The organism is Shinella sp. WSD5-1 (assembly GCF_963942435.1).
Lineage (GTDB): Bacteria > Pseudomonadota > Alphaproteobacteria > Rhizobiales > Rhizobiaceae > Shinella > Shinella yambaruensis.
This window is the reverse complement of the sequence record NZ_OZ012597.1, coordinates 173,802-192,802: the sequence shown is the minus strand read 5'-3', so window position 1 is coordinate 192,802 and position 19,001 is coordinate 173,802. Positions and strand designations below refer to the sequence as shown.

Annotated in this window: 18 protein-coding genes and 1 riboswitch; of the genes, 10 read left to right on the top strand and 8 right to left on the bottom strand. The window is 65.6% G+C overall.

Annotation, left to right across the window (positions count from 1 at the left end):
* Positions 1-63 precede the first annotated feature (63 nt).
* Positions 64-1,032, bottom strand: a complete 969-nt coding sequence (locus AABQ55_RS24060; RefSeq protein WP_272807671.1) for a transketolase family protein — start codon at positions 1,030-1,032, stop codon at positions 64-66.
* Positions 1,032-1,841: a transketolase gene (locus AABQ55_RS24055; RefSeq protein ID WP_272807672.1), complete on the bottom strand. Its 810-nt coding sequence runs from the start codon at positions 1,839-1,841 to the stop codon at positions 1,032-1,034. The genes AABQ55_RS24060 and AABQ55_RS24055 overlap by 1 nt, the downstream gene beginning before the upstream one ends.
* Positions 1,842-2,050: 209 nt before the next feature.
* Between AABQ55_RS24055 and AABQ55_RS24050 the strand changes: the two genes are divergently transcribed.
* The 5 genes from AABQ55_RS24050 (at position 2,051) to ribB (ending at position 7,320) form a co-directional block, all read left to right on the top strand.
* On the top strand, positions 2,051-3,025 hold the full coding sequence (locus AABQ55_RS24050; protein ID WP_244766304.1) for an ABC transporter permease: 975 nt from the start codon (positions 2,051-2,053) through the stop codon (positions 3,023-3,025).
* A 118-nt stretch (positions 3,026-3,143) separates the two neighbouring features.
* Positions 3,144-4,076: a substrate-binding domain-containing protein gene (locus AABQ55_RS24045; protein WP_244766305.1), complete on the top strand. Its 933-nt coding sequence runs from the start codon at positions 3,144-3,146 to the stop codon at positions 4,074-4,076.
* A gap of 21 nt (positions 4,077-4,097) precedes the next feature.
* Positions 4,098-5,585, top strand: coding sequence for a sugar ABC transporter ATP-binding protein (locus AABQ55_RS24040; protein ID WP_272807673.1), 1,488 nt, complete (start codon positions 4,098-4,100; stop codon positions 5,583-5,585).
* Positions 5,586-5,599: 14 nt separating this feature from the next.
* Positions 5,600-6,388, top strand: a complete 789-nt coding sequence (locus AABQ55_RS24035; protein ID WP_272807674.1) for an SDR family oxidoreductase — start codon at positions 5,600-5,602, stop codon at positions 6,386-6,388.
* 60 nt (positions 6,389-6,448) lie between these two features.
* Positions 6,449-6,595, top strand: a riboswitch (FMN riboswitch).
* 89 nt (positions 6,596-6,684) lie between these two features.
* Positions 6,685-7,320 (top strand): 3,4-dihydroxy-2-butanone-4-phosphate synthase, encoded by a 636-nt coding sequence (ribB, locus tag AABQ55_RS24030; protein ID WP_272807675.1) that lies wholly within the window; start codon positions 6,685-6,687, stop codon positions 7,318-7,320.
* Between the two features lie 81 nt (positions 7,321-7,401).
* Here ribB and AABQ55_RS24025 read toward each other — a convergent pair whose 3' ends face one another.
* The 4 genes from AABQ55_RS24025 to glyA form a co-directional block, all read right to left on the bottom strand.
* Positions 7,402-8,733 carry a D-serine ammonia-lyase gene (locus AABQ55_RS24025; protein ID WP_272807676.1) on the bottom strand — a complete coding sequence of 444 codons (1,332 nt, stop codon included), beginning with the start codon at positions 8,731-8,733 and terminating at the stop codon, positions 7,402-7,404.
* A 150-nt stretch (positions 8,734-8,883) separates the two neighbouring features.
* Positions 8,884-9,780 carry a formyltetrahydrofolate deformylase gene (gene purU / locus AABQ55_RS24020; RefSeq protein WP_244766310.1) on the bottom strand — a complete coding sequence of 299 codons (897 nt, stop codon included), beginning with the start codon at positions 9,778-9,780 and terminating at the stop codon, positions 8,884-8,886.
* A 20-nt stretch (positions 9,781-9,800) separates the two neighbouring features.
* Complete coding sequence (gene folD, locus AABQ55_RS24015) at positions 9,801-10,697, bottom strand: bifunctional methylenetetrahydrofolate dehydrogenase/methenyltetrahydrofolate cyclohydrolase FolD (RefSeq protein ID WP_272807677.1); 897 nt, start codon at positions 10,695-10,697, stop codon at positions 9,801-9,803.
* 95 nt (positions 10,698-10,792) lie between these two features.
* Entirely contained in the window at positions 10,793-12,070 is a 1,278-nt protein-coding gene (gene glyA / locus AABQ55_RS24010) for a serine hydroxymethyltransferase (RefSeq protein ID WP_272807678.1), read from the bottom strand.
* 131 nt (positions 12,071-12,201) lie between these two features.
* Between glyA and AABQ55_RS24005 the strand changes: the two genes are divergently transcribed.
* The 5 genes from AABQ55_RS24005 (at position 12,202) to AABQ55_RS23985 (ending at position 17,649) form a co-directional block, all read left to right on the top strand.
* Positions 12,202-13,170, top strand: coding sequence for a LysR family transcriptional regulator (locus tag AABQ55_RS24005; RefSeq protein WP_272807679.1), 969 nt, complete (start codon positions 12,202-12,204; stop codon positions 13,168-13,170).
* 255 nt (positions 13,171-13,425) lie between these two features.
* A complete protein-coding gene (locus AABQ55_RS24000; protein ID WP_272807680.1) occupies positions 13,426-14,457 on the top strand; it encodes a transporter substrate-binding domain-containing protein in 1,032 nt (343 codons plus the stop codon).
* A gap of 101 nt (positions 14,458-14,558) precedes the next feature.
* Positions 14,559-15,734 carry an ABC transporter permease subunit gene (locus AABQ55_RS23995; RefSeq protein WP_272807681.1) on the top strand — a complete coding sequence of 392 codons (1,176 nt, stop codon included), beginning with the start codon at positions 14,559-14,561 and terminating at the stop codon, positions 15,732-15,734.
* Positions 15,731-16,861 (top strand): amino acid ABC transporter permease, encoded by a 1,131-nt coding sequence (locus AABQ55_RS23990; RefSeq protein WP_272807682.1) that lies wholly within the window; start codon positions 15,731-15,733, stop codon positions 16,859-16,861. The genes AABQ55_RS23995 and AABQ55_RS23990 overlap by 4 nt, the downstream gene beginning before the upstream one ends.
* Before the next feature lie 29 nt (positions 16,862-16,890).
* On the top strand, positions 16,891-17,649 hold the full coding sequence (locus AABQ55_RS23985) for an amino acid ABC transporter ATP-binding protein (protein ID WP_272807683.1): 759 nt from the start codon (positions 16,891-16,893) through the stop codon (positions 17,647-17,649).
* A 45-nt stretch (positions 17,650-17,694) separates the two neighbouring features.
* Here AABQ55_RS23985 and AABQ55_RS23980 read toward each other — a convergent pair whose 3' ends face one another.
* Positions 17,695-17,943, bottom strand: coding sequence for a hypothetical protein (locus AABQ55_RS23980; RefSeq protein ID WP_272807684.1), 249 nt, complete (start codon positions 17,941-17,943; stop codon positions 17,695-17,697).
* 174 nt (positions 17,944-18,117) lie between these two features.
* Positions 18,118-18,996: a LysR family transcriptional regulator gene (locus AABQ55_RS23975; RefSeq protein ID WP_272807685.1), complete on the bottom strand. Its 879-nt coding sequence runs from the start codon at positions 18,994-18,996 to the stop codon at positions 18,118-18,120.
* Between the last annotated feature and the right edge of the window lie 5 nt (positions 18,997-19,001).

The following is a 19,001-nucleotide window of genomic DNA, read 5'->3' as shown; positions in this document are numbered from 1 at the left end:
GTTGGAGGGCGCGGCGAAAGGGAGGTCTTGCCGCGCCCCGGCACGAAATCTAGCCCCGCACAATCACGTGCGGGAAGATTTTCGCGCGATCAGGGCGATGGCCGCCTCGGCGATGGCGGCGGGCGACATGCCGAACTCGTCGAGCAGGAATTCGGCTGAGCCGGTGGGGGCGAAAATGCCGGGCACGCCGAGGATCTTCATCGGCACGGGGGCTTCCGCCACGACGACCTCCGCGATGGCGGAGCCGAGGCCGCCGAAGGTGGAGTGCTCCTCCGCGGTCAGGATGGCGCCGGTCTCGCGTGCCGCGGCCACCACGGCCTCGACGTCGATCGGCCGGACGGTCGCCATGTTGAGGACGCGCGCCTCGATGCCCTTCTCGGCGAGGATGGCGGCGGCCTTCACTATACGGTGGGTCAGCGTGCCGTTGGCGATGAGGGTGACGGCATCGCCGTCGCGCAGCAGGTTGGCTTTGCCCGGCGCGAAGGTGTGGCCGGCCGGCAGCAGGTCCGGCACGCCGACGCGCGAGAGGCGCAGGAAGACCGGGCCGTCATACCTGGCGGCCCATTCCACGGCGGCGGCCGTCTCGATGGAATCGCAGGGCGCGATGACCGGCAGGTTCGGCAGGACGCGCGTCCAGGCGAAATCCTCGATGGAATGGTGCGTCGGGCCGAGCTCGCCATAGGCCATGCCGGAGGAGATGCCGACGAGTTTCACATTGGCGTTGGAATAGGCGATGTCGGCCTTGATCTGCTCCAGCGACCGGCCGGTCAGGAAGCAGGCGGCTGCGCAGACGAAAGGCAGCAGCCCGCCATTGGCAAGGCCGGCGCCGACGCCGACGAGGTTCTGCTCGGCGATGCCGACATTGACGAGGCGTTCGGGCCATTTGGCCTTGAAGCCGCCGAGCTTGGAGGAGCCGACGGAATCGTTGCAGACGGCCACGACCTTGGGATTGTCGGCGCCGAGGCGCTCCAGCACGGCGACGAAGGCGTCGCGGCAATCGTGAAGCTTGGCGGAAGGGGTCACGGCGTTCATCAAAGGGCCTCCGAAAGCTCAGCCACGGCAATTTCGTATTGTTCGGCATTGGGCACCTTGTGGTGCCAGTCGACCTTGTCCTGCATGAAGGAAATGCCGTGGCCCTTGTTGGTGTGGGCGACGATGCAGTGCGGGCGGCGCCCACGCTTTTCCAGCGCCGGAACGATCTCGTCCATGGCATTGCCGTTGATCTCGGTGACATCCCAGCCGAAGGCTTCAAGCTTGGCGGGGAAGGGCGCGAGGTTGTTGGTGTCCTTCAGCGAGGCACCCTGCTGGAAGCGGTTGTGGTCGATGATCAGCGTCAGGTTGTCGAGGCCGAACTGTGCGGCCGAGGCGATCGCCTCCCAGTTCGAGCCTTCCTGCATCTCGCCGTCGCCCGTCAGCACGTAGACGCGGTAGGTCGCGCCGGTCAGCTTGGCGGCCTTCGCCATGCCGACCGCGACCGGCAGGCCATGGCCGAGCGGGCCGGTATTGGTCTCGACACCCGGCACCTTGTTGCAGTTCGGGTGGCCGTTGAGCCGCGAATGGGGCTTCAGGAAGGTCGCGATCTCCTCTTCCGGAATGAAGCCGCGCCTAGCGAGCGTCACGTAGAGCGCCAGTGCCACATGCCCCTTGGACAGCACGAAGCGGTCGCGATCCGGCCGTCTCGGCGCCTCGGGGGAGATGTCGAGGACGCGGAAGTAGAGCGCCGTCAGGATGTCGATGGCGGACATTTCCCCGCCGATATGGCCTGCGCCAGCTTCAAAAACCGCTTGCAGATCGCGAAGGCGGATCTGGCGAGCGATGCGGTCGAGATCGTTCGGCTGCATGAAACCCTCGTTGTGAATAAATATACAGTTATACATATATTTGCATGGGCGCCGGACAAGTCAAGCGAAAATACCATCAGTAGCCGCTAAAGAATTCGGAAGTGGCGCCTTGACACACTCCGCTTGGATGCGTTACGAATTTACACACACTAATGAATATTTATGCGTTAAGCGAAACGCGAGGCGGAGACCGGTCGGGAGGAGTGCTCATGGTGGCGGATGTGAAGGAAAGACGCGGGGTGGCCGGTATTGCGCTGCCCTCGCTGCGCGGCGCCACGGGGCCGCTGATCGGCCTCATCGTGCTGTGCCTCTTTCTCACCTTTGCGACGGACAAGTTCCTGTCGGTGCGCAACTTCCTCAACGTGCTCGACCAGATCACGGTGCTCGGCGTCATGGCTGTGGGCATGACGATGGTCATCCTGATCGGCGGCATTGACCTTGCGGTCGGCTCGGTCATGGCGCTGGCCATGATGGTGCTGGGCTATCTCAACGTCGTCGCCGGCTTGCCGATGGGGATCGCCATTCCGCTCGCCCTCTTCGTCGCCGCCCTCAACGGGCTCGTCGCGGGTCTTCTGATCACGCGCTTCAACGTGCCGGCCTTCATCGCGACGCTTGCCATGATGTCGATCACGCGCGGCCTTGCGAACATGATCACCGACGGCCAGCAGATCATCGGCTTTCCGGCCTGGTTCAACATGATGGCCATCGTGCGCTTCGGCGGCTTCCTGACGCTGACCGTCGCCGTGATGATCGTCGTCTTCATCGTCGGCCTGCTCTATCAGCGCTACCGCCATGGCGGGCGCGTGCTCTATGCCATCGGCGGCAATGCCGAGGTCGCGCGCCTTGCCGGCATCAACGTCCAGCGCGCCACCGTGCTCGTCTATGTCGTGTGCAGCTTCCTTGCCGGCCTTTCCGGCATGGTGCTCGCCGCCCGCCTCGACTCCGTCCAGCCGTCCTCGGGCGTCTCCTACGAGCTCGACGCCATCGCGGCGGTCGTCATCGGCGGCACCTCGCTTTCGGGCGGCACGGGCGGCATCGGCGGCACGATCATCGGCGTCCTCATCATCGGCGTGCTGCGCAACGGCCTCAACCTGCTCAGCGTCTCGCCCTTCATGCAGCAGGTCATCATCGGCGCGGTCATCGTGCTCGCCGTGACGGCGGAGACCTACCGCAAGCGCAAGTAACCCCGTTCACCCCCGCCGCCGGCGGGGTGGCGAAAACGGCCCGCAATGGTGCGGGCCGGCAAAAGGAAGGCGGCTTCCTGCAGGGGCGGGGGCTGCCGGGCAAACCGGAGGAGAAACCATGAAACTGTCCAGACTGCTGATCGCGGCAAGCGCCGCGTCCGTCCTCGCGCTTCCCGCATCCGCCGCCGAGGTCAAGAAGATCGGCCTCGCGGTGCCGAACCTGCAGGCCGACTTCTTCAACCAGATCAAGCTCGGCGTCGAGAAGCATGCCAAGGAAAAGGGCATCGAGGTGGTCGTGGTCGATGCCAAGAACGACACCAACACCCAGGTCAGCCAGGTTCAGGACCTGATGACGCAGGACATCGACGCCTTCATCTACATCCCGGCCGGTGCCGCCGCCGCTGCCGTGCCGACCCGCCTTGCCCGCGAGGCCGGCATTCCCGTCATCAACGTCGACCGCACGCCCGAGGGTGCCCCGGGCGACACGTTCATCGCCGGCGAGAGCGTCGAATCCGCCTATGAAGTCTGCAAGTACATCATCGGCAAGGCGGGCGGTTCGGGCAAGATGGCGATCATCCACGGCCAGAAGGGCACGACGCCGGAAGTCGACCGCTTCACCGGCTGCAAGCGCGCCATCGACGAGAACCAGGGCGTCGAGCTGGTCGACCAGCAATGGAGCAACATGTGGTCGGCCGACGAAGGTTTCACGATCGCCCAGAACATGCTGCAGGCGAATCCCGACATCACGATCATCTTCGGCCAGGCTGACGGCCTCGCGATGGGCGCGGCCAAGGCGGTCGACGTCGCCAACCTCTCCGACAAGGTGATCATCGGCGGCTATGACGGCGATGTCTCGGCGCTCGAATACCTCGCCAAGTGCACGGGCCCGTTCATCGCCACCGCCACGCAGAGCACGCAGAAGATGGGCGTTCTCGCCGTCGAATCCGCGCTCGCCGTCGCTGCCGGCGAGAAGGTCGAGGAGCGCCAGACGCCGAACGCCGTGCTGACGACCTGCGAGAACGCGCCGGAATTCGTCAAGGTCCACCCGTAACAGCACGAAGGCAGCAGCGCCATGACGAACCGCTCTCCCATCCTGTCGCTCCGCGGGATCCAGAAATCCTACGGTCCGATCAAGGTCCTCCACGGTGTCGATCTCGACATCCATCCGGGAGAGGTCGTGGCGCTGCTCGGCGAAAACGGTGCCGGGAAATCGACCCTGTCGAACATCATTTCCGGCACCGTCCAGCCCTCCGCCGGAGAAATGACCTGGCTCGGCAAGCCCTACGCCCCCGCCAATCCCCGCGCCGCCATGGACGAGGGGGTCGGCATGATCCACCAGGAACTCAAACTGCTGCCGAAGCTTTCGATTGCCGAAAACGTCTTCGTCGGCCGCTATCCCATGAAATCCGGCCGGCTCGACCGCAAGACGATGGAGGACAAGGCACGCGCCGGCCTCCAGCGCCTCGGGCTCGACGTCGCGCCCGACCGCCCCGTCGAAGGGCTTTCGACGGGAAAGCAGCAGCTCATCGAAATCGCGAAGGCGCTGACGCTCAACGCGCGCCTGCTCATCCTCGACGAGCCGACCGCCGCGCTCGGCGGCGAGGAGACGCAGGCGCTGTTCCGCCAGATCGAGCGTCTGAAATCCGAAGGCGTCGGCATCATCTACATCTCGCACCGGCTGGAAGAGATCCGCCAGATCACGGACCGCATCGTCGTCATGCGCGACGGCGCCAAGGTGCAGGAGTTCGACCGTGGCGACGTGCCGATCCGCACCATCGTCGAGGCCATGGTCGGTCGTTCGCTCGAACGCATGTTCCCCGCGCTCCCCGTCCCGACGCAGGAGGTGGCGCTGGAGGTGCGCGGCCTTTCCTCGCCGTCGAAGGCGTTTCGCGACATCACCTTCTCCGTCCGCAAGGGCGAGGTCTTCGGCATTGCCGGCCTGATGGGCGCCGGCCGCACGGAGCTTGTCCGCGCCATCACCGGCGCGGACCCGATTTCCGCCGGCGAAGTGCTTTTGCACGGAAAACCCGTCACGCCGCGTTCGCCGATCGATGCGATCCGCAACGGCATCGTCCTCGTGCCCGAGGATCGCAAGCTCCAGGGCGTGGTGCTCGACCATTCGATCGCGGAAAACATCGGCTATGCCAATCTCGGGGAAATCGCCCGCAACGGCTGGCTCTCCACCCGCCGCATCCGCGAATTCGCCGAGGACTACATCAGGAAATTCGGCGTGAAGGGCCGCGGCGGGCAGAATGCCGGCGAGCTCTCCGGCGGCAACCAGCAGAAGGTGGTGCTTGCCAAATGGCTGGCGCGCAAGCCGCAGGTCGTGGTGCTGGACGAGCCGACGCGCGGCATCGACGTCGGTGCCCGTTCGTCGATCTACGATCTCATCATGGACCTGGCGCGCCAGGGCGTCGCCGTCATCGTGGTCAGCTCCGACCTCGAGGAGGTGCTCGGCGTCTCCAGCCGCATCATGGTCATGGCCCAGGGCAAGCAGGCCGGCATCCTGAACCGCGAGGACGCCAACGACGTCTCGGTCATGGAACTGGCAACGATCTGAACAAGGAAGAAATCATGTCCGACATCACGCTCAACGCGCCGAAAATGTTCGATCTCTCGGGCAATGTCGCCTTCGTCACGGGCGCCGGCAGCGGCATCGGCCAGCGCATCGCCATCGGCCTTGCCCAGTGCGGCGCCGATGTCGCGCTGCTCGACCGGCGCACGGACGACGGGCTTGCCCGGACGGCCGATTTCATCGCGCGGGCCGGGCGCCGCAGCATCCAGGTCGCTGCCGACGTCACCAGCGGCGCGGCGCTCGCCGAGGCCGTCGCCCGCACCGAGGCGGAGCTCGGCGCCCTCTCGCTCGCCGTCAACGCGGCCGGCATCGCCAATGCCAATCCGGCGGAGACGATGGAGGAAAGCCAGTTCCAGACGATGATGGACATCAACCTGAAGGGCGTTTTCCTCTCCTGCCAGGCCGAAGCGCGCGCCATGCTGAAGACCGGCCGCGGCGCCATCGTCAACATTGCCTCCATGTCCGGCGTCATCGTCAACCGCGGCCTCAGCCAGTGCCACTACAACGCCTCCAAGGCGGGCGTCATCCACATGACCAAGTCGATGGCGATGGAGTGGGTCGGCCGCGGCATCCGCGTCAACACGATCAGCCCCGGCTATACCGCGACGCCGATGAACACCCGGCCCGAAATGGTGCACCAGACGAAGCTTTTCGAGGAGCAGACGCCGATGCAGCGCATGGCCAGCGTCGACGAGATGGTCGGCCCCGCCGTCTTCCTGCTCTCGGATGCGGCGAGTTTCGTCACCGGCGTCGACCTTCTCGTTGATGGCGGCTTCTGCTGCTGGTGATTTTCCCGGGGCCGGCCGCACGAGGCCTCTTGCATCCCCCGGCGAAAATTCCTTATTTACGCCTGTTCTCAGGGCGGGGTGAAATTCCCCACCGGCGGTATCCGGAGCGATCCGGGAGCCCGCGAGCGCTTCCGTTGACGCGGAAGGTCAGCAGATCCGGTGCGATGCCGGAGCCGACGGTCACAGTCCGGATGGAAGAGGACATGTCTGCAAAACCGCCCTTTCCCGGGCGGTCGCGGGCCTGTTCGCCCAAGGGATTGAAACGCCGGCATCGGCAACCCTTGAAAGGCAATGAAATGGCACTCTCGAAAATTGAAGACGCAATCGCTGCCCTTGTGCGCGGCGGCATGATCGTCGTCGTCGATGACGAAAACCGGGAAAACGAGGGCGATATCATCGTGGCCTCGGATGCGGTGACGCCGGAGGCGATCGCCTTCATGATGAAACACGCCCGCGGCCTCATCTGCGTGGCGATGGAAGGCGAGCGGCTCGATGCGCTCGACGTCCCGCTGATGGTTCCGCAGAACACGGAATATCTCCATACGGCCTTCACCGTCTCCGTCGATTACCTTCCCGGCACGACAACCGGCATTTCCGCAGCCGACCGCGCCGCAACCGTCAAGGCGCTCATGGACCCCGCGAGCCGGCCGGAAGACTTCGCCCGCCCGGGCCATATCTTCCCCCTGCGCGCCCATCCGCGTGGCGTGCGCGGTCGCCCGGGCCATACGGAAGCCGCCGTCGATCTTGCGCGCCTTGCAGGCAGGACCGCATCGGGCGTGATCTGCGAGGTCGCCAACGATGACGGCACGATGGCCCGGTTGCCCGAATTGATCGACTTTGCGGTAACCCATCGGCTGCCGCTGATCAGCATCGAGGACCTCATCGCCTACATCGCCGCCGGCCGCGACGATACGCCTGCGGTGGCCGCGTAGTTGTCCGGCCAGGGGCCATATCCCGGCGCATAGGCGCCGGGATATGGCCGCGTGGATCCAGGCAAGACGTGTCGCCAACCGTCAGTTCGTCCCGCCGATCTCGCTCGCCGTGCGCAGGAATGCCTGGAACTGGTCCTCCGGCACGAAGGCGCCACCGGTGGTCCAGATGACGTGGGTTGCCTGGGCGAGCCGGTCGCCGATCTGCCGATGCGCGCAGAATTCCTTGCCCGCCGGGTGCTTCACGAGGAAGTCCGGGCCGGCGAAGCCGGCGGCGGCGGAGGGTTCGAGGCGCAGGTTCTGGCTCTGGTGGGCGCTCAGGAGCCAGCGGAAGAGGGACGGGTCGTCGACGGTGAAGACGCCGGCCAGCATGCGGCGCATGACGGTGGCGACGAAGGCCGACATGCGGGCGACGGCCATGCCGTCCGCCTCCGTGCGGTTGGTCAGGCCGACATCGTAAACGGAGACGAGATCCGCCGAACCGCTCATGAGATGGACCAGCGCGCAGGGCGACTGAAGCGGCTCCACGAAGAAGCAATGCACATTGTCCCCGAAGACCGTCTTCGCGCCATAGGCGACGCCGCCCGGCGCGCCGCCGATGCCGCAGGGCAGGTAGAGGAACAGCGGATGTCCGGCATCGACGACGATGCCGCGGGCCTGGAGCTGCCCAGCAAGCTCCAGCGCTGCGACGCTGTAGCCGAGGAAAAGCTGCCGGGATTGCTCGTCGTCGACGAAGTAGATCGCCGGATCGCTCTCGGCGGCGATGCGGGCATTTTCCACCGCCGTCGTATAGTCGGCGTCGTGCCTGACGACCGCGACGCCGAGCCGCGTCAGCCGCTCCACCTTCCACGCCTTGGCGTCGGCGGACATGTGGACCGTCGCCCGGAAGCCGAGCGCGCGGGCCGCGACGCCCACGCTGAGCCCCAGATTGCCGGTGCTGCCGACGGCGATGGTGTAGCGGGAGAAGAAGTCTTTCGCGTCCGGTCCGGCGAGGCGCCGGATGTCCTCGCCCGCTTTCAGCAGGCCCTCGCGCCGGGCCAGCCGTTCGGCGAACAGGAAGACCTCGTAGACGCCGCCGCGCGCCTTGATCGACCCGGCGACGGGGAGGGCGTTGTCCGCCTTGACGAGAAGGGTGCCGAATTCGGCGCCGTCATAGCCCAGCGCCTTGCGCATGGCCTCCAGCGGCACGAGGTCGGAGCGGATTTCGCCGTTCGTGGCTTGCAGTTCGGGGAAACAGGCTTCCAGCAAGGGCGCGAGATGCCGCCAGTTCTCCTGCGCCTCGCCCACATCCGACGGCCGCACGGGAAGCGTCGCGTCCGCGATGGCGTTTTCCGTGTAGTGCGGGTTCGTCCAGAGCGTCGGGCGCGCCGCCAGCACATCGGAGCGGGCGGGATTGTCGGGGAGATGGATGGCCATGTCGTGATCCTGCTTCGGGTGGGAGGCGCACGCCGCGCCATTGGCGGCGGCGTGCCGGTCTTCAGGGGGTAGCGATAGCCGCGGCGATCTCGACCTGGCAAGGCGCGTGCCGGGAATGACGCCTTTCACGGGTCTCGCGGCGGGCGGGGCCTATCCCATGCGTTCGGAGGCATAGGAGCCGGGCGAGGGCGGGAAGACGATGGTCCGGTTGCCGTTGAGGAAGACGCGGCCGTGGATATGGGCGTGGATGGCGCGGGCGAGCACCTGGCTCTCCACGTCGCGGCCGAGGCTGACATAGTCTTCGGCGCTCTGGGCGTGCGTCACGCGCACCGTGTCCTGCTCGATGATCGGGCCCTCGTCGAGGTCGGCGGTCACGTAGTGCGAGGTCGCGCCGATCAGTTTCACGCCGCGCTCGAAGGCCTGCTTGTAGGGATTGGCGCCCTTGAAGGACGGCAGGAAGGAATGGTGGATGTTGATGATCCGGCCCGACATCGTCCGGCACATCTCGTCGGAGAGCACCTGCATGTAGCGGGCGAGCACGATGAGCTCGGCGCCCGTCTCCTCGACGATGCGCATCTGCTCGGCCTCCGCCTCCGGCTTGTTCTCCTTCGTCACCTTGATGTGGTGGAAGGGGATGTCGTGGTTCACGACCACCTTCTGGTAATCGAAATGGTTGGAGATGACGCCGACGATGTCGATCGGCAGGGCGCCGATGCGCCAGCGATAGAGCAGGTCGTTGAGGCAATGGCCGAAGCGCGAGACCATGAGGATGACCTTGCGCTTGGTCGTCTCGTCGAAGAATTCGGCATCCGCCTGATAGGTCGCGGCGATCTCGGCAAAGCCCTCGCGCAGCGCTTCCAGCGTGCGGCCCTCCTCGGACTGGAAGCTGACGCGCATGAAGTAGCGGCCGGTGCTCTTGTCGTCGAACTGGGCGCTGTCGGAGATGTTGCAGCCGTTGGCGGAGAGGTAGGTGGCGATCGCGGCCGTGACGCCCCGGATCGAGGGGCAGGCGACGCGCAGGGCATAGCGGTTGGAAAGGGCGGACATTGGCGATCCTTTCGGGTCGATCAGTCGATAGGGATGGAATGCTGGCGGCCGAAGGCCGTGAGCGTGTTGGAGAGCAGGCAGGCGATCGTCATGGGGCCGACGCCGCCCGGAACGGGCGTGATCGCGCCGGCCACATGGCGGGCTTCCTCGAAGGCGACGTCGCCGACGATGCGCGGCTTGCCGTCGATCTCCACCCGGTTGATGCCGACGTCGATGACGGTGGCGCCCGGCTTGATCCAGTCGCCACGCACGAGGCCCGGTCGCCCGACCGCGACGACGAGAATATCGGCGGCGCGGCAGAGTTCCGGCGTGTTGCGCGTGCGCGAATGGGCGATGGTCACCGTGCAGTTTTCCGAAAGCAGCAGCTGCGCCATCGGCTTGCCGACGATGTTCGACTTGCCGACCACCACGGCGTGCAGGCCGGAAAGATCGCCGCCGAGCCGGTGCTTCAGCAGCATCAGGCAGCCGAGCGGCGTGCAGGGCACCAGCGCCGGCTGGCCGGTGGAGAGGCGCCCGGCATTGGAAACGTGGAAGCCGTCGACATCCTTGTCGGGATCGATGCCCTGGATGACGGCACTGGCGTCGAGATGAGGCGGCAGGGGCAGCTGGACGAGGATGCCGTGCACCGCGGGATCGCCGTTGAGCCGGCCGATCAGCGCCATCAGGTCGTCCTGCGTCGTGTCGGCCGCAAGCTCGTGCTTGAAGGAATTCATGCCGGCGGCGGCCGTCTGGCGATGCTTCGAGCCGACATAGACGGCGCTGGCGGGATCGCTGCCGACGAGGACCACGGCGAGGCCCGGCACGGCGCCGGTCGCGGTCTTCAGCCTTGCGACCTTCACCGCGACATCGTCCAGCAGGCCGGCCGCGAACATCCTGCCGTCGATGATCGCACCGCCGGCAACCCTGTCCATTCCCATGACGTTCCCTTTCGCATCATCCAAGGCCCGGCCACGGGCCGGAACGAGAGCCGCGTGCGGCACGGCTCTCTTCTGTCGGTCCGGATCTCTCGCGCTCAGTGCGCGTAGACCGGGAAAGCCGCCGTCAGCCTGGCCACCTTGGCCTTCGCGCCGTCGACGACGTCGTCCGCCGTGCCGCCGGCTTCCGCCTCGATGAGGTCGGCGATGATGGTGCCGAGCGTGCGGAACTCCTCTTCCTTCATGCCGCGCGTGGTGGCGGCGGAGACACCGAGGCGCATGCCGACCCATTCCGGCGGGCGCGGGCTGTCGCCCGGGATCGGGTTCTTGTTGGCGGTGATGTTGGCGCGCGCCAGAAGGTCTTCCGCCTGCTTGCCGATCAGGCCCTTGCTCGACAGGTCGACCAGCACGATGTGGGTGTCCGTGCCGCCGGAGACGATGCGCACGCCGCGGTCGATCAGGGTCTCGGCAAGGGCGCGGGCATTGGCCTTGACCTGCGCGGCGTAGACCTTGAAGTCATCCTGCAGCGCTTCGCCGAGGCAGACGGCCTTGGCGGCGAGCACGTTGCTGTGCAGCGAGCCCTGGACGCCCGGGAAGACGGCGGCCTGCAGCTTCTTGAACCAGGCCTCGTTGTTGGTGAGGATCAGGCCGCCGCGCGGGCCGCGCAGCGTCTTGGTCGTGGTGCAGGTGACGATGTCGGCATGCGGGAAGGGCGAGGGGTGGGCGCCGCCCGCGACGAGGCCGGCGATATGCGCCATGTCGACGAGGAACCAGGCGCCGACCTTCTTCGCGATCCTGCCCATGCGCTCGAAGTCGAGTTCGCGCGGATAGGCCGAGCCGCCGGTGATCAGCAGCGTCGGGCGAACCTCCTCGGCGATGCGCTCCAGCGCGTCATAGTCGATGACCTCGGTTTGCGGGTCCACATTGTAGTTGTGCGATTCGAACCAGCGGCCCGACAGGTTGCCCTTCATGCCGTGCGATAGGTGGCCGCCGGCGGCCAGATCGAGCGAGAGGACCTTGTCGCCCGGCTTCAGCAGCAGGAAGAAGACGGCGAGGTTAGCCTGCGTGCCGGAATGGGGCTGGACGTTGGCATAGGCACAGCCGAAGAGCTGCTTGGCGCGGTCGATCGCCGCCTGCTCGACGATGTCGACAAACTGGCCGCCGCCGTGGAAACGGTTGCCCGGATAGCCCTCCAGCGTCTTGTTGGTCATCTCGTGGCCGAGCGCGTCGAGCACGGCGCGGCTGACGATGTTCTCGGATGCGATGAGCTCGATCTGGTCCTGCTGGCGCTTGCGCTCGTTGTCGATGGCGCCGGCGACGAGCGGGTCGCGCTCGTGAACGGGGGCGTTGAAATAGGCTTTCGTCTGTTCGGTCATGACCAGTCTCCGCAAGGGGTATGAGGGCGTGGAGAAAGGCTAGTCACGGCTTCGATCCAGAAAAAGTTAATAATATTTGCACATGCGTTCTGATTTGCTAATCATTCTTCGTGCTGCTCCAGGAGGAAAGAATGGACCTTGCCCGCTTGCGCGCGCTGCGCGAACTGTCGATCCGCAAGACCATGGCCGCGGTGGCCGAGGCGCTATACGTTTCCCCATCCGCCGTCTCGCAGCAGATCGCGCTGCTGGAACAGGAGGTCGGCATCGACCTCATCGAGCGTCGCGGCCGCGGCGTGGAGCTGACGCCGGCCGGAAAGCAGCTCGTCGAGCGGGCGGAGCGGATCCTCATCGAGCTGGAATCGGCCCGCGCGGACATCGCCGAATTGAAAAAGGTCATTGCCGGCGAGCTGCGGGTGGCGGCCTTTCCCTCCGTTGCCGCGGCGGTGGTGGCGGGAGCGATCCAGAGCCTTTATCGCCTCCATCCGCACCTCACGGTGCAGTTCGACGAGATGGAGCCCGCCGAAAGCCTTGCCGCCCTGCGCAGCTGGCAGACGGACATCGCGATCATCGACGACCTCAACGTGCCTGCCGGTGCCGTCGATCCGAACATCGAGACGATCCCGCTGATGGAGGACGTCTTCAATGTGATGGTGTCCCAGACCCATCCGTTGGCCGAGCAGCCGACCGTCATGCTGCATCAGCTGCGCGACGAGCGCTGGGCGCTCGATACCGCCTCCTCGACCTACAACCGCATGATCACCGATGCGTGCCAGGAGGCCGGCTTCACCCCCAACATCGTCGCCCGCTGCAAGGGCTTCGAGGTGACGATCGCGCTGATCCGGGAGGGATATGGCATCTCGATCCTGCCGGGCCTTCGGGCGAGCTACGACCTCGAGGACGTCTGGGTCTGCAAGGTCGAGCCGGAGATCCGCCGCAAGATCTCGCTGGCCTTTCGGAAGGGGGAGAAACGCAGCCCCGCCGTCCAGGCCTTCATCGCGCAGATCAACGCGCGGATCGGCTCCCGCCGCCGCTTGCCCACGGGCAAGGGCGAGGCGCGGCTCCCGCCCGATGCGGCTTCCGCAGGCAATGCCGACGGTTAAAATAAAACAGTTTTGCTAAATAGTACGTAAAGCAGAATTAAGTAGACCTGAACAAATCGTGTTCCTATCGTCCCCCTGTCGATTGATATGGGTTCGCGGCTTGGCTACCAAACGGCGGACTTAGGCCAATGGCGGGAACAATCGCTACAGAACGGCAAGAGCCGCTGTTGCCCTATCGCCCAAATCAGCTCTCGGCATGAGAACCGGGCTCTGCACCAGCGTGCAGGGCGCTCGCGATATTCACAGGGGACTGCAATGAAACTGATCAAGCTTCTCACGGCCGGCGTGTTTGCCGGCCTCGCCGTTACCGCAGGTCACGCGTCGGCCTCCGTCCTCGACACGGTCAAGCAGCGCGGCACGCTGAACTGCGGCACGGACAACACCGCGCCCGGTTTCGGCTACCTCAATACGACGACGGGCCAGATGGAAGGCCTCGATGTCGACTTCTGCCGCGCGGTCGCTGCCGCGGTGCTCGGCGATGCGTCGAAGGTCAAGTTCGTAACGGTCACCGACAAGAGCCGCTTCGATGCGGTCCTCACCAACCAGGTCGACGTCGTCTTCGCGCACACCACCATCAAGCCGGCGCGCGAATCCTCCATCGCCATCGATTTCCTGCCGGTCAATTTCTACGACGGCACGGGCGTCATGGTGAAGACGGAGACGGGCGTGAAGGAATTCGCCGACCTCGACGGCGCGACCTTCTGCACGACGCAGGGTTCGGTGACCGAGACGGTCCTCACCAGCGCCTTCAAGGCGCGCGGCTGGGAAGGCTCCAAGGTCCTGACCTACGAAAACCTCGAAAAGCTCTTCGCCGCCCTCAATTCCGGCCGCTGCAACGCGATGAGCACGGACAAGTCCGCGCTGGCCGCCTGGGCCGGCAACTCGCCGAAGCCGGCCGACTATCTGATCCTGCCCGACACGCTCGACAAGTCGCCCTTCGGCGGCTTCGTCGCGGCCAATGATTCCAAGTGGCGCAACGCGCTGCGCTGGGTCACCTACGGGCTGTTCCAGGCGGAGGAATCCGGCATCACGCAGGCCAATCTCGAAGAGAAGCAGAAGAGCGAGGATCCGTTCGTCCAGAAGTTCCTCGGCGTCGGCGGCGGCTACGGCAAGGATTTCGGCCTGCCGGACGATTTCGTCGCGCAGGTGATCAAGGCCACCGGCAATTACGGCGAGATCTATGCGCGCAATCTCGGCCCGGACACCCGGATGTTCCTTGACCGCAAGGGCACGCCGAATGCCCTGTGGACCGAGGGCGGCGCCATCTATTCGCCCCTCTGGAACTGATCCCCTCCTGACCGGACCGGGGCGGCATCGCGCCCCGGTCCCCCCATCGGTTCTGGTATTCCGACATGACTGTGCAAACCCAAGCGAACGTGGCCGGTAACATGGCCGACGACGACCTTCCGGCTCGCCGCCGCCGCAACCGGATTCGGCACAACGCCACCCAGTCCGCCATCGTCGCGGCTGCCATCGTCCTCGTGGTCCTCTTCGCCTTCGCCGTGAAGGAGGGGCTGGCCCGGCACGGGATCAGGTTCAGCTTCTCCTTCCTGCGGGATGCCGCGGGCTTCGACATCAGCGAAGGCAAGACGGTCACCCTTAAGGACGGCGTCTGGCCGGCCTTGCTGAACTTCACGTCGGATCACCTGATCGCCCAGGCCTTCGTCACCGGCATCTTCAACACGATCAAGGTGGCCGTCCTCGCCATCCTTCTCAGCACCGTGCTGGGAACGCTGCTCGGCGTCGGCCGGCTCTCGACCAACTGGGTGGTGCGCAACCTCTCCTTCTGGTGCGTGGAGTTCGTGCGCAACACGCCGCTCCTGATCCAGCTCGTCTTCTGGTATTTCGCCGTCGTCCTGCATTTTCCGCCGATCGCCGCGGCCGCGAAATTCTATGGCGTCGTGATCAGCCAGCAGGGCCTCTATTTTCCTGTTCCCACCTGGCAGGGCGGTGACTCGCTCCTCGCTGTCGGAGCCGCAACGGCATTCTGGGTCGCCATCCTCGGCGTGCTCTTCGATCGTCACGGCACGGTCCGGTGGATCTGCGCCGGCGCCGTCCTCCTGCTTGGCGGCATGATGTTCGCAACCGGCATCGTCGGCCTCGACGTTCCCGTCGCCTCGAAATTCCAGGCGCGCGGCGGAACCAGCATGAGCCCGGAAATGGCCGCGCTGCTGCTTGCCATCGTCGTCAACAGCGCGTCCTACATCGCGGAAATCGTGCGCGGCGCCATCGACGCGCTGCCGAAGGGGCAATGGGAGGCGGCCGCTTCCCTCGGCCTCACCCGCCGCGACACCGTCAACGACATCATCCTGCCGCAGGTCTTCCGCGTCGTCCTCCCGTCCTTCGGCAACCAGTATATCAGCCTGACGAAGAACACCGCCCTCGGCATCGCCATCGGATATCCCGAACTGTTCAACATCTACGGCACCATCGCGAACCAGACCGGCCACAGCCTCGAAGGCATCGTCATCGTGATGGCCTCCTACCTCATCCTCAGCTGGGCCATCAGCGCCGCCGTCGGCTGGGCCGACCGCCGCATGACAAGACACGGAGCGTCGCGATGATCGCTAGATCGCTGAAATGGTCGCGGCACAACCTGTTCGCCAAGCCGTTCGACATCCTCCTGTCCCTCACGGTCATTCCCGGCGTGCTCTGGCTCATCTGGCAGATCGCCGGCTGGGCGCTGACGGTGGCGCAATGGGACATCATTCCGCAAAGCCTGCGCGTCCTGATGATCGGCATCTTCCCGGTCGACCAGGTGTGGCGGACCTGGGTCGCGGCGATGATTATCGCCGCCCTGCTCGGCGCGGCGCTGGGCTGCGTCTTCGCGTTCCGCGGGCGTCATGCCGGCGCTCTCCTCCTCGTGGTGGCGGTTGTGCTGGTCCTGACGGGCACGAACGACCTTGCGAACATCCTGCTTGTTGCGGCCCTGGTCGTTCTCTTCGGGCTGTCCTGGGCGCTGATTTCCCGCGTTCCGGCGGTGCGCAAAGGGCTCGTGCCGGCAAGTTTCGTCGGGCTGATCGCGATCTTCGCCGTGATGGCGCCGCCCGGCGCCGGTCTTTGGGGCGGCCTGCTGCTCAGCATCCTCCTGACGCTCGTCACCGCGGTCGTCACCCTGCCGATCGGCATCCTGCTCGCCTTCGGCCGCCGCAGCCGCTTTTCCAGCGTGCGCTGGATCTGCACCGCCTATATCGAGGTGATGCGCTCGGTGCCGCTGATCATGGTCGTCTACTGGATCTGGATCCTGATGCCCGTGCTGACGCCGCAGCTCAATCTGGCGGATGTGGTGCGCGGCATGATCGGCTTCACGCTGTTCTATTCCGCCTATGTCGCCGAATATGTCCGCAGCGGCCTGCAGGCCGTGCCGCGCGGGCAGACGGAAGCCGCCCGGTCGCTCGGCATGAGCGAGTTCGACATCAACCGCTCGATCGTCCTGCCGCAGGCCCTTCGCGTGGTGGTGCCGCCGCTCGTCGGCAACGTGCTCGACATCTTCAACACGGCCTCGCTGGTCTTCATCATCGGCCTCACCGATTTCCTGCGCGCCGGCCAGATGATCCTCGCCAATCCGCAATATGGCGACCGCACCTATGAAGTCTACTCGTTTCTGTTCCTGACCTATTTCCTCGTCGGATCCCTGATCACCTTCGTCGCCCGCAAGCTCGAAAAGCATCTTGCGCGGGGCAGCCGATGAGCGACGCGAACACCATCGGAGGCCGCTCCATGAGCACCATCGTCGAAATGAAGACCCTCAACAAGTTCTACGGAAGCCATCACGTCCTGAAGAACATCGACCTTTCCGTGGCGCGCGGCGAGGTGGTGGTGGTGATCGGCGCGAGCGGCTCGGGCAAGTCGACGCTCATCCGCTGCGTCAACGGGCTGGAAATGTACCAGAACGGCAGCCTCCTGGTGGACGGCTACCCGATGCCCGTGGAGGAGGATCGCCTTCTCGGCGGCGAAAGCGAGCTTGCCGCCATCCGCAAGGGCGTCGGCATGGTGTTCCAGCAGTTCAACCTCTTCCCGCACAAGACGGTGGTGGAGAATATCACCATCGCGCCGATGCGCGTGCACCGCAAGTCGAAGGCCGAGGCCGAGGCGACCGCGCTCAGGCTGCTCGACCGCGTCGGCCTGAAGGCGCATGCGCACAAATATCCCGGCCAGCTCTCCGGCGGCCAGCAGCAGCGCGTGGCGATCGCCCGTTCGCTGGCGATGGAGCCGCACCTGATGCTGTTCGACGAGCCGACCTCGGCGCTCGATCCGGAAATGATCGGCGAGGTGCTCGACGTGATGCGCGAACTGGCCGCCGACGGCATGACGATGATGATCGTGACGCACGAAATGGGCTTTGCCCGCGAAGTGGCCGACCGGATCGTCTATATCGACCAGGGCGCGATCCTGGAGGTCGGCAAGCCGGACGCATTCTTCGACAACCCGCGGAATGAACGCGCCCGCGCCTTCCTCGCACGCGTGTTGAAGCACTAGGTGTTTTCATCCCACGTCTTAGCTCGGCGTCCCCTTGCGAAGGGGTCAGTTAACCAGCGTCGGCCGCGGCAAGGTCCGTTCCGTCACGGGGCAGCCTTCCTGGATCTTGGTCCAGGACGAGACATTGAGCTTCATCTCGCAGCGCGCGAGATAGGAACCGCCATCGACCCTCAGACAGGATGTCTCGCCGAGTTCGAACATGACGCCGCGATTGCGGCATTTGCAGTTGTGGGCATCCGCCAATGTGGGAATCAGGGCCACGGCGAGGCCGGGTACGAGCACTCCAAGACGCATGGCTGAGGCTCCAGATGATAGGCCGCCAGATTACACCCGTCCGCTGGCATCGTAAAGCAGCCGCCCGTCCGCCGAGGTGGAGCATGCGCCGCGTGCGAGTCTCGCGGGGAGGCCTTCCGGCCAGTCGGATTTGTCGCTTTCGTGGCACCGTTCGGCCGCTGAAATCGCCATCCGCTACTCAAGGCCCCGCATTTCGGCGTTCATCCAGTTGCAGAATTGCCGGACCACTCTCGATTCCGAGCGGCGCTGGTAACGATATGCCCCGATCTCGACCGGCTCATATCCGGGCAGGGCCACCAATGCGCCGGATCGTGTTTCCCTGGCTGTAAGGATGGGGGGCGCGAGCACCATGCCAAGGCCGGCAACACAGGCGTGAAGAGCTGCGTCGTCCGTGTCGAATTCATGGGCGAAGGTCAGGGCCGTTATGGGAATATCGAAGGTCTTGCACCAGAGCTTCCAATCCCAGTTGCCGGCTGCGCATCGAAGCGCGGGCACATCCGAAACGGTGATCTCCCGGCCCGTGGCGCCCCTCGCCAGCAGGCCCGGCGAGACGACGGGGCGGCTGAAGTCGCGGCACAGGTGCTCCCAGCCGTCAACCGCGTCACCGGCCCGGACATAGCGGATGCTCACGTCGGACGCCGGCGCGGCCGGGAAGGTGAGATAGGCACTTGTTTCCACCCGCACGCGCGCTTCGGGGCATAGAGAGCGGAAACGGTCCAGCGACGGAATGAGCCACCGCACGGCAAACGACATCGACGCCAGAACGCTGATCTCGTTTTCGTCCCTGTACAGCGCATCGGCCGACCGCTCGATGAGCGCGACTGCCGGCGCGACCTCCTGATAGAACCGTTCGCCGGCATCGGTCAGCGAAACGGAATTGTGTCCGCGACGGAAGAAGCTCACGCCGAGCTCGTCCTCGAGCTTCTTGATCTGGTGGCTCACCGCGCCGGAGGTGACGCCGAGCTCTGTGCCTGCGGCCGTCAGGCTCGCGGTGCGTGCGGCGGTGACGAACACCCGGATGGCATTGAGAGAGACGCGGCGGCCGATCTGCATGAATT